Origin of the sequence: Enterococcus caccae ATCC BAA-1240 (genome assembly GCF_000407145.1) — a bacterium.
GTDB classification, from domain to species: domain Bacteria; phylum Bacillota; class Bacilli; order Lactobacillales; family Enterococcaceae; genus Enterococcus_L; species Enterococcus_L caccae.
Genome location: NZ_KE136472.1, coordinates 214361 through 228413, shown reverse-complemented (window position 1 = coordinate 228413; position 14053 = coordinate 214361). Strand labels below are relative to the sequence as shown.

Genomic DNA, 14053 nt, shown 5'->3' with positions numbered 1-14053 from the left:
CTTTTTATTTATTTAACTTAAATGTCAGCTGAATTGGATTATGATCTGAATTTTTAAATGCACCATCAATCACTTTTCCACCGATATTTTCTACATTATCTGAAATAATAAACCCATCGATCAATGCTACAAATGACTCCCCTTTTTTATAAGGCTTATCTAAATTACGGACTGACGGTACAGGTGTTTCCGTCTCGTTCAATGTTGCTACATGTAAATTTTTCGGCAGCTCTTTTTTAGGAAAAGGTTGCAACCAAGTATATTCCTCTTTTGTGTCATTTTTAAATGTCTCAGTCGAAGAATCGAGCAGATCATGGTTAAAATCACCACCGCCAACAACGTAATTCCCCTTTTTGTATTCATTTTTCATATGATCGAATAATTTATGGACTTGTTCTTTTTGGATTTTTTGGTCTTTAATATAGGCAGATAAATGAACATTGTACAGCATTAGATATTTACCATTCTCAACTGGTATTTTGGACACTGTAAAGGCACGATCTAAATCAAAAAATTTATTGAAATTTGTTTCAATTGGCAAACTATAGCGAGTAGTCTCTTCAATTTCACTATTACTCAACGTAAGAATACCCGATTGAGACTTACCAATTGGATCTAAAATAGGATACATCAGAAACGCTGAATCATAGTTGGTGGCAAATACACTTGAATAGTCATTAAACTGTTGCGTAATTTGAGTCACTTCATCCACACCGCGGCTACGAGTAGCCTTTTTATCAACTTCTTGGAATAAAGCAAAATCTGGATCGATCATTTTCGTTGTATCAATGACCCCAGAGATATTTTCGACAACACTTGCTTTACTGACTGCTTTCGATTGTTTTCCACCGTCCATAAAGAATGTGTAATCTGGTGTATACGAACCATATCCGATATTAAAAGTTGTGATTTTGTATTCTTTGTTCGTTGAAACTTGTGTTACTTTTGCCTTTTGAATCGTTTCTACAGATAAATTATCAGCGATTCTAGAATAACTGAAATAAACATAGCCGACATAGGCTAGAATAATTGCGATAAAGAGGGTTAAAATGCCTAGACAGATTTTAAGCGCTTTTTTTAAGTTCATTATTTTCTCAACTTTCTACTGTGTACTTTCCATTCTACAATAAGAACAAACTGTTTCATTTGAAGGCATTGGTGCTCCGCAAAAAAGACAGATTTTATTTCCTATTTTGATCGTTTTCTTCGGTGTTTCATTTGCTGTTTCTTTTTGAACCTCTTTTATCACCGCTGCCCTAGTTACCTTATGCTTATCCTCAACAGATTTCTTTTTTGGCTCTGGCTCCCTATAAAAAAGGCTTGTAACAGCATCAAAAACACCAATCCAAATGAGCACATCATTGTCCCAATCGCTAGTAAGGATAAACACGAAAAGTAACAGTCCGCCAGAGATAAAATTTTTGTTTAGTAATCTAGGAATCCCAGTTGCTCCAAGTATCAAAGTAAGAAAAAAGTATTCCTAGGTTTCATATTATACAGCAAGCCTGACCTTTTGATCATAAATAGATTATTTTTAATAAACGTCAACAATTTTCTTTTCTCCCAACACATTTCCATCTTTTTAATGTAATATTCATTATAAGCATAAAATGGGCAAGATTCAATATAGCAAGAGAAGGTGGCTGGAAAAAGCTCCTCAAAAATCCACAAAAAACCGTACAATATATAAAAAGCACTGTACGGTTTTTTTATTCTATTACTAAATTTTTAACAGCTATTGTTTGATCGATCAACAAGGAAAGTATAAACCTTGGGGGTACCTCCAAGACAAGCATTTGTTTCAATTATTTTTTTGCACTAACTCCGCAAGCTTATTTACTGTATTAGCATTTCTGATTGTAATTCGGCTATACATCTTAGTTCCAACGATTTTTGACCAACGACTTCTGGAAAATGTTTTGATTGGTGCTGACCAGAAAATAACTCTTTCATGATGGGCTACTTTTTCATATTCTGCTTTAGCTTCACCAACAGATGCGATCACTTCTTCAGTTGTCGTTGGTGGGATCACAAAAATGACATTGTGTTTTGATTCTTTATCTGTGTTCCACCATTCTGGCATCTGTTCTAGCGCTGCTAACAAGTCAGTTCCTCGTACAATCGTAACCATTATATCAAGCTCAAACTCTGATTTTATTAGCTTTTCGCAAACCTCTTTCAGTTGTAAATCATCGGTTTCTTCGCTAGAAAAAATAACATTTCCACTATTCAAATAAGTGCTAACGTTTGTAAATCCATGCTGTTCAAAGCGCTCTTTTAAGGTTGCCATAACCACTCGATTTTTCCCGCCGACATTAACGCCGCGTAATAAAGCAATGTACATTACCATATAAAATCCCTCCTACCTATTCAACTACTTTTACTTAAGGCAAATGTTTCCTTCAACGATACTCTTATATTATAATAAAGAAAACAATAACGAGAAAGAAAAGAGGAGAGAAAGATGAAAGATTTACATGATTTTCTTTCAAAAATTAGTGAACCTGAACATCGCGAGAAGTTGGAAGAACTTTTTGACTGGACTATGAAAACCTACCCACAATTTAGCGTCGTCATCAAATGGAATCAGCCTATGTTTACCGATCATGGGACATTTATTATCGCATACAGCACTTCTAAAAAGCACCTTTCAATTGCGCCAGAAACTGTCACGATCTTAACATTCAAAGAGGAGATTGAAAAATCTGGGTATCAACATACGGATAACATCATTAAAATCACTTGGGACCAGCCTATCGACTATTCCTTGCTGAAAAAAATCATTGATTACAATGTTCAAGAAAAAATTGATTACACGAAGTTTTGGCGAGAATAATTTATAGATAACCCCCTTTATTCAAAAAAGTTTTATCGATAAGAAATTATTGAAGTGGTAAAAACTAACGCAATCTATTATTATTTAGACATAGAGAGTTACTTAATTATCTTCCCCAAAGATAAAATAAGAATTGATCCCATCTTGATTGAGATGGGATTTTTTTGTTACTATGGCGAATTGTAAGCCATTTAATGATTTACAAAAAAAGAAGTCATTCGCTGCATGATTCTCTAAAAATCCACTTGGAATACTCAAGTACTACTTGAAACCTTTAGCAATAGCAGATCGTTCATTATAACGTCTTTAAGAAATCATGCGTCTCATAAGAACATCCCACTCTCAAAAAATACTGACAAGCTTCTTACACTTAGAAATTTATCGTGCCGAACAAAAGGTTAAGAATTCCTTTAGAGAAAAATACACTCATGCTTATAACACTAAGCTTATTTTTTACTCACTGCGTTTAATTTTTACTATTTTGAAAAACGTATTGACGAAACTCCTATCTTTAAGTTAAGATAATATTACAAAATTAAATTAAAAAAGGCGCTCTGCAGGAGGACCGCAAATCATCCCGCAGAGCCCTGTATTATCAGCACAAACTAATAATACAAGTTGCCTCCGTCAATAGTTTATTGACTATTCTCATTGTACTAAAAGTAAGAAAAGATTACTAGTCTTTTTTGGAAATTCAATGTGTTTAGTTGGTACTTATTTAGCGAACGCTTCATGGTATTAGTTGCTGACTAATACCATTTTTTTAGTTTTGTATTGCTTATCAGATAATTAGAGCGAAAAACAAAATAAACAGGCACTCTGCAAGAAGACCGCAAATCCTCTTACAGAGCCCTGTATCGTCAGCACAAACTGACAATACAAGTTGCCCAGTCAATGCATTGACTTATTCATTTTACCTAACTTTTGTAAGAAATACTAGTGTTTTTTACAAAATTTTTGTAATTCGGATAGTCGATGGTTATTCATTGCACTTTTGCACGGTATTGGTTGGTGACCAATACCGTATTTTTTTCGCTCTTTTTATAAATAGTAAACACCAAGTTCTCCTTTTTCTAGTTACTTTTCTAACGTAATTTCTTGGTGTTTACGAGCTGGTATTGCTGGAATTGCTCTTCTACCATGCTTTTTTACTCAGTCTAAAAAAAGGTTGCCAAGTCAATGCGTACACCAACCAATAAAAAACATGCAAACAAATAATTTCCGAGATCTACTAGACTGAGTAAACAAAAGTAACGAACAATTCCTTGTTCACCAGTAATAGTTAGAATCCCTCTGGCGGATGAAGGATTCTAACTCTCAAAACGAACAGGTTAGCAGAGCCAGTTCGTTCAAACAGCTGTTTATCCAAAATGCTATTCCTTTTTGTAAACTACCAACCCAACCATTTTACCAACATAAGGATAAACAGCTGTTTGTTTTCTATATGATTCTTTACACCACTATAGAATTAAGAACTATTTTTCAAATCATGATTAAGCGTAGTCTGGTATAAAAAAGAACTTAGAAAAATCAAAACGCCTAAAGCACTATGTATTTTTGCTTCGAATTCAAGCGTTGTGTTTCTTTTTCATTTCCTACAAAATTTCTATAAAATGTTCCGTATATTTATCCCAATAGTCGGTATAAACTCTTTCATGATTATTATCTAAATTTAATTGATATAATCTAAAGGTGATCTTACGGTTTTTAGGTTGCCACTGTTCTTTATAGGAATATTTGTAGCTCATACCTATTTTTTGCATTACCTTTCCACTGCCAATATTGTGAATATCATGCGTAGCTGTAATATACTGCCACCCCAGTAACCTCAAAAAATTGATGACTGCCTCACTTGCTTCTGTAATCACTCCCATTCCCCAATACTCTTTAAGTAAACCGTAGCCAAAATCACGGCTTTTTGCACCACTTACTGCGATATAACCAACTGGCTGAGTATCTTCTTTAAGACAGATTAAAAAAAAGTAGCCTGCCTGTTTTAAATAGTTTGATTCAATATGATCTGTATAAAATGTCTTAGTTTCTTCCATATTCTTTACAGGATACCATGGTAGATATTTATTTACATCTTCATCAGATAATAGTGTGTATAAGGCACTTAAATCGATTTCAGTTTTTTCAATTTTTCGAATGATTAATCTTTTTGTTTCAATCAATGTTGTTCTCCTTGCATCTATTTTCTATTCTCTAGAAATGAAAAAAAGGTATATGCTCATTTACTAGCGAGAATTCTAATCAATTCTATCACCAGAAAATAGTATTGATTAGAATTACAACAAGTAAGTGAAGATACTCTTGATCTACAATTATGCATTTCTAGAAACGACGTATCTTTCTACCTACATACTAGTCTTTTATGACGTACAAACGAGGTGAATACATCATTTTTTCAACTCTTCCTCTTCTAATTTTCCAAAAGTAACCAGTTCCTCAATCGTCGTTCCTAATTCTTTTGAAATAGCATGCATCAACAATAACGATGGATTATGCTTATTTTTTTCTAAATTAATGATTGTTTGTCTGACAACTCCAACTTTAGTTGCAAGTTCATATTGAGATATTTTAGCTTTTGACCGATAATTCCCTATATGTACATCAGTTATTTTACTTTTCGCCATTATGATATGCTCTCCTTTCCTCACTTAAAAAGTATATATTTCTTATCTTTTATATATTTATTATCTCCTTAATGTTAACATAAAATGATAAAGCAGGAAATACTTTTGGTAGCTCCTTGTTCAGTATTTATTTTGTATTTTACAACGTATTCATTCCTTTTTCATTTGCCCTAGAGTTAACTCTAAGTGGTAAACTTAAGCTAACGATACCAAGGGAGGAATGTTCATTGGCTTATAAAATTCATGAATTTTCAAAAATGACTGGTCTCACGCCCTATACTCTACGCTTTTATGAAAAAGAAGGCTTGATCAGTGTTAAAAGAGATCAGAATAATATTCGGATTTATGATGATCGTAATAAGGAATGGATTGATTTTTTTATGCATTTAAAAAAAACTGGTATGACAATCGTGGATTTAAAACAATACTTAGTTTGGTGGCATGAAGGAGATTCTACCAATCAGAATCGATTGGATTTATTAAAGAAGCAAAAAAAAATTGCTCTAAACGAAATGAAGCAAATTCAAGAAGGAATCAATATGCTTGATTATAAAATCAATGTTTATACAAAAAGAGTACAGGGAAACTAAAAAGAGCGTGTAACAAACATACCTAACGTTGAGAAATAAGAAGAGGTTTACGAACAATGTTATTCAGCTTTTTTGATTTTAAACTGATTTCTGGCTAGGTTGGATTTTTACAACTATTTAGTTGGATTTTTACAACTATTTAGTTGAATTTAAAAGGACTGAGATATAACTCTAAGAGTTATATCTCAGTCCCTTTAAAATTTGTTTTCATGCACAATTCCTTAATCTACTTATTATAAATTTTCGGACCTTTACGCATATTTTTACGATCATTTTTAGGCGTTTCCATTTGTTTCGATCTACCGCCGCCTTGTTTTTTCTTGATTAGTTCAAGCATTTTCTTTTTTGTATCCATTTTACACCGTCCTTGTTAACAAAGTAACTGACTCGATATGTGTTGTTTGCGGGAAGTTATCTACTGGTTGGACTTCTTTCACGTCAAAGCCACCTTCAACAAGTAAGGCAAGATCACGTGCTAAAGTGGCTGGATTACAGCTCACATAAACAATTCGTGCAGGTTTGGTTTCGATCAACGTTTCCACTAAACTTACTTCTAAGCCCTTACGAGGTGGATCAACAATCACGACATCTGGTTTGATATCATTTTCGATCATTCTTGGTAATGCTTCTTCTGCTAAACCAGCTGTAAATGTTGCGTTTGTGATATTGTTCAGTTTTGCATTACTTTCAGCATTTTTCACAGCTTCTTCAATGACTTCTACACCATAAATATGTTTCGCATCTTTTGCTAACGTCAAACCAATCGTGCCGATTCCACAATAAGCGTCAACAACGATTTCATCACCTGTCAATGCTGCATATTCTTTGACTTTATTGTACATTACTTCTGTTTGCTGTGGATTAACTTGATAAAATGAACGAGAAGAAATTTCAAACTTCAAATCAAAAATGGTATCAATCATTTTATCTTCCCCGTGTAACAAGATCGTTTCATCTCCAAAAATTACGTTGGTTTTCTTCGGATTAACATTTTGCACAATACTGACAACTTCTGGTAAAGCTTCTAAAATATCAGGAATGATTTTACTTGTTGGGAATAATTTTGGTGTTCTTGTAATTAAAACAACCATCATCTCTCCTGTATGATAGCCGCGACGAACGACGATATGACGTAAGTTTCCGGTGTTATCGGATTCGTTGTAAGGCTTGATGCTATAACGTCTCATGATATCACGAATTTTAAGAACTGCTTCATCGATTTTAGGATCTTGAATATAGAAATGTTCTAATGGAATTAGATCATGGCTATTTTTTCTGAAGAAACCAGTTTGCAGTTTGTCATCGATTTTTCTTACTGGAATTTGAGCTTTATTGCGATAGCCCCACGGATTATTCATGCCCAGAGTATCTAATACAGGAACGTCAGGTAGCTTTGCAACACGTTGCATAACATTTTTCACTTGGTCTGTTTTGAAAGTTAATTGAGCGCCATAGGCTAAATGCTGTAATGGGCTGATTCCAACTTTAGTAAAGTTTGCATCTTTAACTGGTACGCGATCTTCACTTGATTTTAGGATCGTTACAACTTTACCATAACCAAAACTTTTTCCGACTTTCAGTACCTTTATTTCGATTTTTTCACCTGGTAAAGCATTTTCTATAAAAAGTGGGTAGCCATCAATTTTGGCAACACCCATTCCTTCATGTGTCAGGTCAATAATATCAACTTCGATTGTTTCATTTTTGTTTACTGGAAAATTATTCATAAGTCGCTCCTTCTTTAATGCGCTTCTCCCATTCTAATGAAAAAATGCTAGAAAAGCAATAGAGAGTTTGTTTCTACAACGAAAAGAATGGAAAAATTCATCATACTGGTCGATTCTTCTTTTTTTGCCCATTTAGCCAATGTCAGCTAGTTTATTTTCAATCATTTGAATTACTTGTTTTTTGGCCTCTTCACTTTCAATAAAATCGTATTTATCGCCATCAATTTGAATTTTTGGACTCTCATTGTATTCTTCAAACCATTTTTCATAACGACTATTTAATTCTTTATAATAATCATACAAGGCTGGGTCTTGCTCTACTTGCTCATAAGCACGTCCTCGTCTTTGGATTCGTTCCAACATTTTTGGGAACGATATTTTAATATGCACTAACAAATCTGGGCGCTTTTTTTGAGCCGCATAAGGTAATTCTTGTAACATATTCTCTAATAAAGAATCGTAGACTTTTACCTCTGTCTCATTTGCTCTACCTAAATCTGCATTTAAATGAAACAATAACGAATCTTCATAGATCGAGCGATCCAAGACATTGTTTTTATGCGTAAGGGCTTGTTTAATACTATCAAATCGCTTATTTAAAAAATAAATTTGTAGTAAAAATGCATATTTTTTAGGATCTGCATAAAATAAAGGTAATACTTCATTATCTTCAACAGATTCATAAAAAGCCTCCGAGCCTAAATGTTCTGAAATAATTTCTGTTAAACTAGATTTTCCTGCACCAATTGTACCTGCCAAAACGATCACTGCCATCAAACTCCCTACCTATTTTTGTTTATTTTTTTAATTTTAACCAATGGATCATGCCATAAATTGAATTAAGTGTATACATACAATACATGACAAATAAAGCATAATCACCACCAGCATGTGTCCCAGCTCTAAACCATAAGACTAAAGAGAAACTATTTCCTAATAACCAAAAGACAAATTGTGACTGGTATCTTTTGATCATCAATAGCATCCCTGTTGCAGATACACTGAATGTTACCGCATCTAACAAAGGTTGTGCATCATTAACGAATCCTAAAGTAACATACGCAATAACGCCAATCATTAGCCAAAGAAATCCAGCATATAACCATTGAATTCCTTTTAAGGTTTTTACATCTGTCACATTTCCAGAACCATCCGCGCTGACTTTTAACCATGCATACAAACCTGTAATATCCATTATAATATAAAAGCTTTGAAGTAGAACTTCAGCATATACACGCGTTTTGAACCCAAAATACCCAATGATCAGGGCACTAATAAAACCAAAAATATAATTACTAGCCTTTCCTTGAGCAATTAAGTTAACACAGATAATCCCCGATAAACCACCTACTAATGTAATCCAACTAGAAGGATTACAAATAAACGCTACTAATTGAACAAAAATCATCATGAACAAAAAAAGATAGTTCTTTCTTTGCCAACCTTTAAAATCATTTATAATAAAATTGGAATGCACTTCAAACAAACCTTTCACTTGTCCTATTTATCATTTTCTGCAAAGATGATGACTTATTTAATTTACCTCTGTTTCAATAACAAGTCAATGAGAATCCTTCTCAATTATTGATTATGAGACATTTTTTATACAACATATTGTGTTTTTTAATTTTACAAAATCTATATATTGTATTTCTAATCTTCAATATATCTAAGAGCATAAAGAAAATGTGGCTAAGATATAACTCTACGAGTCATATTCTAGCCACAAGAAATCTGAATAAATGGTGGGAGCAAAAGTAACTCCTTCCCACCTTCATTTTTTTATTGTTTTGAACGATTAACCAATTTTTCCATTATTATCAATGTCTTCTTCAGTCAAACGCTCCACTTCTTTTACAAATTCTTTGCTTGTTTCAAGATATTCATCTTCTTCATCAGCTTCTTCATTGTAATCATCTAAAACAGAACCCATGATTGCATTTGATGGAATCGCATCCGCATTGGCAAACATTTCAATATGCTGATGCAAATTAGTGAATTCCATCGGTGCATCTCCACCATATTCTCCATCTAAGTTGATCATCATACGACTATTTGACTCAAGAGTTTCAGCATATAGATGACTAGTTTTCGTATAAATCAGACGACTATCTTCAATGTGTTTACCACCATTTAACATGAGTGCTGCTAAATGTAAAATTTCAAACACATTCGCTGTTTTTACAATGATTAGTGAAAATTTGCCATCATCGAGTTTTGCATCAGGTGCAATTTTTTCAAAACCACCAACTGAATTAGTCAATCCTAAGAAAAACATTGAAGCATTGCCTTCATAAACTCCTTCGTCGTACTCCATCCGCATTTTGATTGGTTTGACACGGGGTAACATTTCGGCTCCTTTTGCTAAATAGGCTAAGTAACCAAAGATACTTTTAAGTTCTGAAGGGACTTCATAGGTCAATTCAGTTAAATGACCGCCAGCTGCAATATTGATAAAATAGCTATCTTTCGCTTTACCAATATCCATTTTGACCGTTTGATTTTTTTTGATAACTTCTGCTGCTTTAAGAATGTTGTCTCTAGGAATTTTTAATGCTCTTGCATAATCATTGGTTGTTCCAGCAGGAATGATCGCCATAGACGGTCTTTTTTCTAATGGAGCAATGCCATTGACGACTTCATTGATCGTCCCGTCGCCACCAGCTGCTACAATTAAGTCGAACCCTAATTCAGCAACTCTACGTGCTTCATTTTTAGCGGAATTCTCTTGCGGAGTTGTAGCAAAAGCACTTGTTTCATATCCGCATTCTTCCACAACTGAAAGAATATCAGCTAAGTTTTTCTTGACTAACTCTTTACCTGAAGTTGGATTATAAATCACTCTTGCTTTTTTCATAATCTTTCGCTGCTTTCTATCGTTTTGCCAATTCTTCTTGGAGCAATTTGTTCACAACGCCTGGATTGGCTTGGCCTTTGGTTGCTTTCATGATTTGACCAACTAAGAAGCCAACTGCTCGGTCTTTACCATTTTTGAAATCATCTACAGATTGTTGATTGTTATCTAATACATCATTGATAATCGGTAATAATTGTGATGGATCAGATAGTTGAACTAGACCTTTGGCTTCGACAACTTCTTTCGCATCTCCCCCATTTTCAATCAACTCTTTAAAGACTTTTTTAGCAATTTTAGAACTGATTGTACCATCCTCAATTAAGGTGATCATACCAGCTAAGTTGGCAGGTGTTAATTTTGTATCTGGTAACTCAATTTTTTCACTGTTCAAGTATGCTGAAACTTCGCCCATCAACCAGTTAGAAACTTGTTTCGCATCGGCACCTTCATTTAATGCTTCTTCAAAGAAATCTGACATTTCTTTTGTTAATGTTAGAACCATTGCGTCGTATTCTGGTAAGCCTAGTTCTTTGATATAGCGAGCACGACGAGAAGCCGGCATTTCAGGTAAGCTGTGACGAACACGTTCGATCCACTCATCATCAATTGCAAAACGAGGCACATCAGGTTCTGGGAAGTAACGGTAATCACTTGACCCTTCTTTAACACGCATCAATAATGTTTTGTTGGTTGTTTCATCAAAACGGCGTGTTTCTTGTTGGATTTCTCCACCAGATAATAACACTTTCGCTTGACGTTTTTCTTCAAAAGCTAGACCTTTTTTTACAAAACTCATTGAGTTTAAGTTTTTAAGTTCCGCTTTTGTTCCAAATTCTTCTTGACCATACGGACGTAAAGAAATATTGGCATCACAACGCATTGAACCTTCTTCCATTTTCACGTCAGAAACACCTGTGAAAAGGATGATTGAACGAATTGCTTCTAAGTAAGCATAGGCTTCTTCTGGTGAACGCATATCCGCCTCTGAAACGATCTCGATCAAAGGTGTTCCTTGACGATTTAAGTCAACATATGAATAGCCGCCATCACCATGGATATTTTTCCCAGCATCTTCTTCTAAATGCACACGTTCGATACGGATGCGTTTTGTTTTGCCTTCGACTTCAATATCGATCCAGCCGTCATGACCGATTGGTTGATCGAACTGAGAAATTTGGTAGGCTTTGGGATTATCTGGATAGAAGTAATTTTTACGGTCAAAATGCGTATCTTTAGAGATTTCACAATTTAACGCAAGCGCTGCTTTCATACCAAATTCCAACGCTTGTTTATTCATAACTGGTAATACACCTGGATATCCCCAGTCGATTACGTTTGTATTGCTATTTGGTTCCGCACCAAAATGAGCAGGTGCAGGTGAAAAGATTTTAGAGTTTGTCTTTAATTCTACGTGGACCTCAAGTCCGATGACAGTTTCAAAGTTCATTAGTCATTCCCCCCTAAGATCACAGGTTTTTTCGTATGGAAATCTGTTGCTTGTTCAAATGCATAGGCTGCTTTGTACATCGTACTTTCATCGAATGGTTTCCCAATGATTTGTAAGCCCACTGGCAAGCCTTCTGAAAATCCTGCTGGTACTGACATACCAGGTAATCCAGCTAAGTTGACTGGAATCGTTAATAAGTCATTCATATACATTGTGATTGGATCATTGATATTCTCCCCTAAACCAAATGCTACAGTCGGTGAAGCAGGACCAATGATGATATCATATTTTTCAAAAACAGTATCAAAATCTTGTTTAATCAAGGTTCTAACTTGTCCAGCTTTTTTGAAGTAGGCATCGTAATACCCAGCACTTAAAGAGAATGTCCCTAGCATAATACGACGTTTTACTTCGATACCGAATCCTTCAGAACGTGAGTTTACATACACATCTTCAAGATTTTTTACGTTTTCTGAACGGTAACCATAACGAATACCATCAAAACGTTGTAAGTTTGAACTTGCTTCTGATGAAGCAATAATATAATAGACAGCAACCCCATATTTAGAATGCGGTAAGCTAACTTCTTCTACTGTTGCGCCTAACGATTTAAATGTTTCTGCTGCTTTCAAAACGGCTTCCCGAACACCAGCATCCACACCTTCACCTAAATATTCTTTAGGTAAAGCCACTTTCATTCCTTTAATATCACCAGTTAAACCAGCAGTAAAATCAGGAACAGAAGCTCCAGCAGAGGTACCATCTTTTTCATCAAATCCGCTAATAGCATTTAAAGCTAAAGCATTATCTTGAACATTTCTTGTCATTGGACCGATTTGATCTAAGCTTGAAGAAAATGCAATCAAGCCAAAACGAGACACACGTCCATAAGTCGGCTTCATCCCAACGATTCCGTTAAACGATGCAGGTTGACGGATACTTCCGCCAGTATCGCTTCCTAAAGAAACTGGAATTTGCCCTGCTGCGACAGCTGCTGCTGAACCGCCAGAAGAACCACCAGGAACTTTCGAATGATCCCAGGCATTTTTCGTTTTCTTGAAGTATGATGTTTCTGTACTTGCACCCATCGCAAATTCGTCCATGTTTAATTTCCCAACAGGAATCATATCTGCTTGATAGACTTTATCCATTACTGTTGCATCATAAATTGGATTAAAGTTGTGTAGCATTTTTGACGCTGCTGTTGTTAAAATATCTTTGGTTACGATATTATCTTTGATTCCAATCGGAATACCAGCTAAAGGATTTGATTCAGTGATTCCTTTTAAATCAATTGCTTTTGCTTGTTCTAAAGCTTTTTCATCGCTGATCGTAATAAATGAATCAACGTCTTTTTCTGTTTCATTAATACGATTCAACGTAGCTTGCGTTAAATCCGTTGCAGTGATTTCTTTAGAAACAAGTAAATCATGCAATTCTGTTAGTGACTTATCATATAATTTTTCCATTATGCACCAGCCTCCCCATTGTCGATAATCGCTGGCACTTTAATATAGCCATTCTCTGATTCAGGTACGTTTTTCATTAATTCGTTGCGATCCATACCTGGTGTTATGACATCTTCTCTCATTACGTTAATTGATTGCGCAACGTTTGAAGTAAATGGAACACCTTCTGTATCTACTTCTTCTAATAATTCTACCATGTCGATAATTTTACCTAATTGATCGGTAAAGTCTTTTAATTCTCCATCGGAAAAAGACAATTTAGACAACTTGGCTACATGTTTTGCTTGTTCTTCACTGATTGCCATGGGTACCCTTCTTTCCATTAGAAAAACTCAATCAAGAGTTCACTAGTTCATTTTTTATACTGTTAAACGATGTTTCACGTTAAGAAAACAGCTTTTTTCTTATTCTATCATAAAAATCTAAGAATTTTTGAAAGAGATGAAAGAAAATAGACTGTAAAAGTAAAAATAATGCTGAAAACTCACTTT

General features: G+C 34.6%; 15 protein-coding genes. 2 read left to right on the top strand and 13 right to left on the bottom strand.

Going from position 1 to position 14053, the window contains the following annotated elements; genetic code table 11:
- Nucleotides 1-4: 4 nt before the first annotated feature.
- The 3 genes from I580_RS01015 to I580_RS01005 form a co-directional block, all read right to left on the bottom strand.
- Entirely contained in the window at nucleotides 5-1087 is a 1083-nt protein-coding gene (locus I580_RS01015; protein ID WP_010773181.1) for a hypothetical protein, read from the bottom strand.
- Between the two features lie 15 nt (nucleotides 1088-1102).
- Nucleotides 1103-1462: a hypothetical protein gene (locus I580_RS01010; RefSeq protein ID WP_034860395.1), complete on the bottom strand. Its 360-nt coding sequence runs from the start codon at nucleotides 1460-1462 to the stop codon at nucleotides 1103-1105.
- Nucleotides 1463-1801: 339 nt separating this feature from the next.
- Nucleotides 1802-2350, bottom strand: a complete 549-nt coding sequence (locus I580_RS01005; RefSeq protein WP_010773182.1) for a DUF1697 domain-containing protein — start codon at nucleotides 2348-2350, stop codon at nucleotides 1802-1804.
- Nucleotides 2351-2464: 114 nt separating this feature from the next.
- On the opposite strand from I580_RS01005, the gene I580_RS01000 reads away from it, so the two are divergent.
- Complete coding sequence (locus tag I580_RS01000) at nucleotides 2465-2836, top strand: iron chaperone (protein WP_010773183.1); 372 nt, start codon at nucleotides 2465-2467, stop codon at nucleotides 2834-2836.
- Between the two features lie 1595 nt (nucleotides 2837-4431).
- On the opposite strand, the gene I580_RS00995 is transcribed toward I580_RS01000, so the two are convergent.
- Nucleotides 4432-5010, bottom strand: a complete 579-nt coding sequence (locus tag I580_RS00995) for a GNAT family N-acetyltransferase (protein WP_010773184.1) — start codon at nucleotides 5008-5010, stop codon at nucleotides 4432-4434.
- A 225-nt stretch (nucleotides 5011-5235) separates the two neighbouring features.
- A complete protein-coding gene (locus I580_RS00990; protein ID WP_010773185.1) occupies nucleotides 5236-5472 on the bottom strand; it encodes a helix-turn-helix transcriptional regulator in 237 nt (78 codons plus the stop codon).
- Nucleotides 5473-5699: 227 nt separating this feature from the next.
- On the opposite strand from I580_RS00990, the gene I580_RS00985 reads away from it, so the two are divergent.
- Nucleotides 5700-6062: a MerR family transcriptional regulator gene (locus tag I580_RS00985; RefSeq protein ID WP_010773186.1), complete on the top strand. Its 363-nt coding sequence runs from the start codon at nucleotides 5700-5702 to the stop codon at nucleotides 6060-6062.
- 226 nt (nucleotides 6063-6288) lie between these two features.
- Here the strand turns inward: I580_RS00985 and I580_RS17305 are convergent, their stop codons facing one another.
- From I580_RS17305 to gatC, 8 genes are all read right to left on the bottom strand, one after another.
- Entirely contained in the window at nucleotides 6289-6417 is a 129-nt protein-coding gene (locus I580_RS17305) for a hypothetical protein (RefSeq protein WP_010773187.1), read from the bottom strand.
- Nucleotide 6418: 1 nt separating this feature from the next.
- Entirely contained in the window at nucleotides 6419-7789 is a 1371-nt protein-coding gene (gene rlmD, locus I580_RS00975) for a 23S rRNA (uracil(1939)-C(5))-methyltransferase RlmD (protein ID WP_010773188.1), read from the bottom strand.
- Between the two features lie 132 nt (nucleotides 7790-7921).
- Nucleotides 7922-8563 carry a deoxynucleoside kinase gene (locus tag I580_RS00970; protein ID WP_034860398.1) on the bottom strand — a complete coding sequence of 214 codons (642 nt, stop codon included), beginning with the start codon at nucleotides 8561-8563 and terminating at the stop codon, nucleotides 7922-7924.
- A gap of 22 nt (nucleotides 8564-8585) precedes the next feature.
- Entirely contained in the window at nucleotides 8586-9200 is a 615-nt protein-coding gene (pnuC, locus tag I580_RS00965; protein WP_390621149.1) for a nicotinamide riboside transporter PnuC, read from the bottom strand.
- Nucleotides 9201-9587: 387 nt separating this feature from the next.
- Nucleotides 9588-10646, bottom strand: a complete 1059-nt coding sequence (locus I580_RS00960) for a diacylglycerol kinase (protein WP_010773191.1) — start codon at nucleotides 10644-10646, stop codon at nucleotides 9588-9590.
- Between the two features lie 16 nt (nucleotides 10647-10662).
- Nucleotides 10663-12093 carry an Asp-tRNA(Asn)/Glu-tRNA(Gln) amidotransferase subunit GatB gene (gene gatB / locus I580_RS00955; RefSeq protein WP_010773192.1) on the bottom strand — a complete coding sequence of 477 codons (1431 nt, stop codon included), beginning with the start codon at nucleotides 12091-12093 and terminating at the stop codon, nucleotides 10663-10665.
- Entirely contained in the window at nucleotides 12093-13562 is a 1470-nt protein-coding gene (gene gatA / locus I580_RS00950) for an Asp-tRNA(Asn)/Glu-tRNA(Gln) amidotransferase subunit GatA (RefSeq protein ID WP_010773193.1), read from the bottom strand. The genes gatB and gatA overlap by 1 nt, the downstream gene beginning before the upstream one ends.
- Nucleotides 13562-13867, bottom strand: coding sequence for an Asp-tRNA(Asn)/Glu-tRNA(Gln) amidotransferase subunit GatC (gene gatC / locus I580_RS00945; RefSeq protein WP_010773194.1), 306 nt, complete (start codon nucleotides 13865-13867; stop codon nucleotides 13562-13564). The genes gatA and gatC overlap by 1 nt, the downstream gene beginning before the upstream one ends.
- Nucleotides 13868-14053: the final 186 nt, after the last annotated feature.

Bases quoted from the DNA above. Each gene is read 5' to 3' on its own strand.
- rlmD (WP_010773188.1), bottom strand. From the start codon at position 7,789: ATGAATAATTTTCCAGTAAACAAAAATGAAACAATCGAAGTTGATATT.
- gatB (WP_010773192.1), bottom strand. From the start codon at position 12,093: ATGAACTTTGAAACTGTCATCGGACTTGAGGTCCACGTAGAATTAAAG.
- I580_RS01005 (WP_010773182.1), bottom strand. From the start codon at position 2,350: ATGGTAATGTACATTGCTTTATTACGCGGCGTTAATGTCGGCGGGAAA.
- gatA (WP_010773193.1), bottom strand. From the start codon at position 13,562: ATGGAAAAATTATATGATAAGTCACTAACAGAATTGCATGATTTACTT.
- I580_RS01015 (WP_010773181.1), bottom strand. From the start codon at position 1,087: ATGAACTTAAAAAAAGCGCTTAAAATCTGTCTAGGCATTTTAACCCTC.
- I580_RS01000 (WP_010773183.1), top strand. From the start codon at position 2,465: ATGAAAGATTTACATGATTTTCTTTCAAAAATTAGTGAACCTGAACAT.
- I580_RS00960 (WP_010773191.1), bottom strand. From the start codon at position 10,646: ATGAAAAAAGCAAGAGTGATTTATAATCCAACTTCAGGTAAAGAGTTA.
- I580_RS00990 (WP_010773185.1), bottom strand. From the start codon at position 5,472: ATGGCGAAAAGTAAAATAACTGATGTACATATAGGGAATTATCGGTCA.
- gatC (WP_010773194.1), bottom strand. From the start codon at position 13,867: ATGGCAATCAGTGAAGAACAAGCAAAACATGTAGCCAAGTTGTCTAAA.
- I580_RS17305 (WP_010773187.1), bottom strand. From the start codon at position 6,417: ATGGATACAAAAAAGAAAATGCTTGAACTAATCAAGAAAAAACAAGGC.
- I580_RS00970 (WP_034860398.1), bottom strand. From the start codon at position 8,563: ATGGCAGTGATCGTTTTGGCAGGTACAATTGGTGCAGGAAAATCTAGT.
- pnuC (WP_390621149.1), bottom strand. From the start codon at position 9,200: ATGATGATTTTTGTTCAATTAGTAGCGTTTATTTGTAATCCTTCTAGT.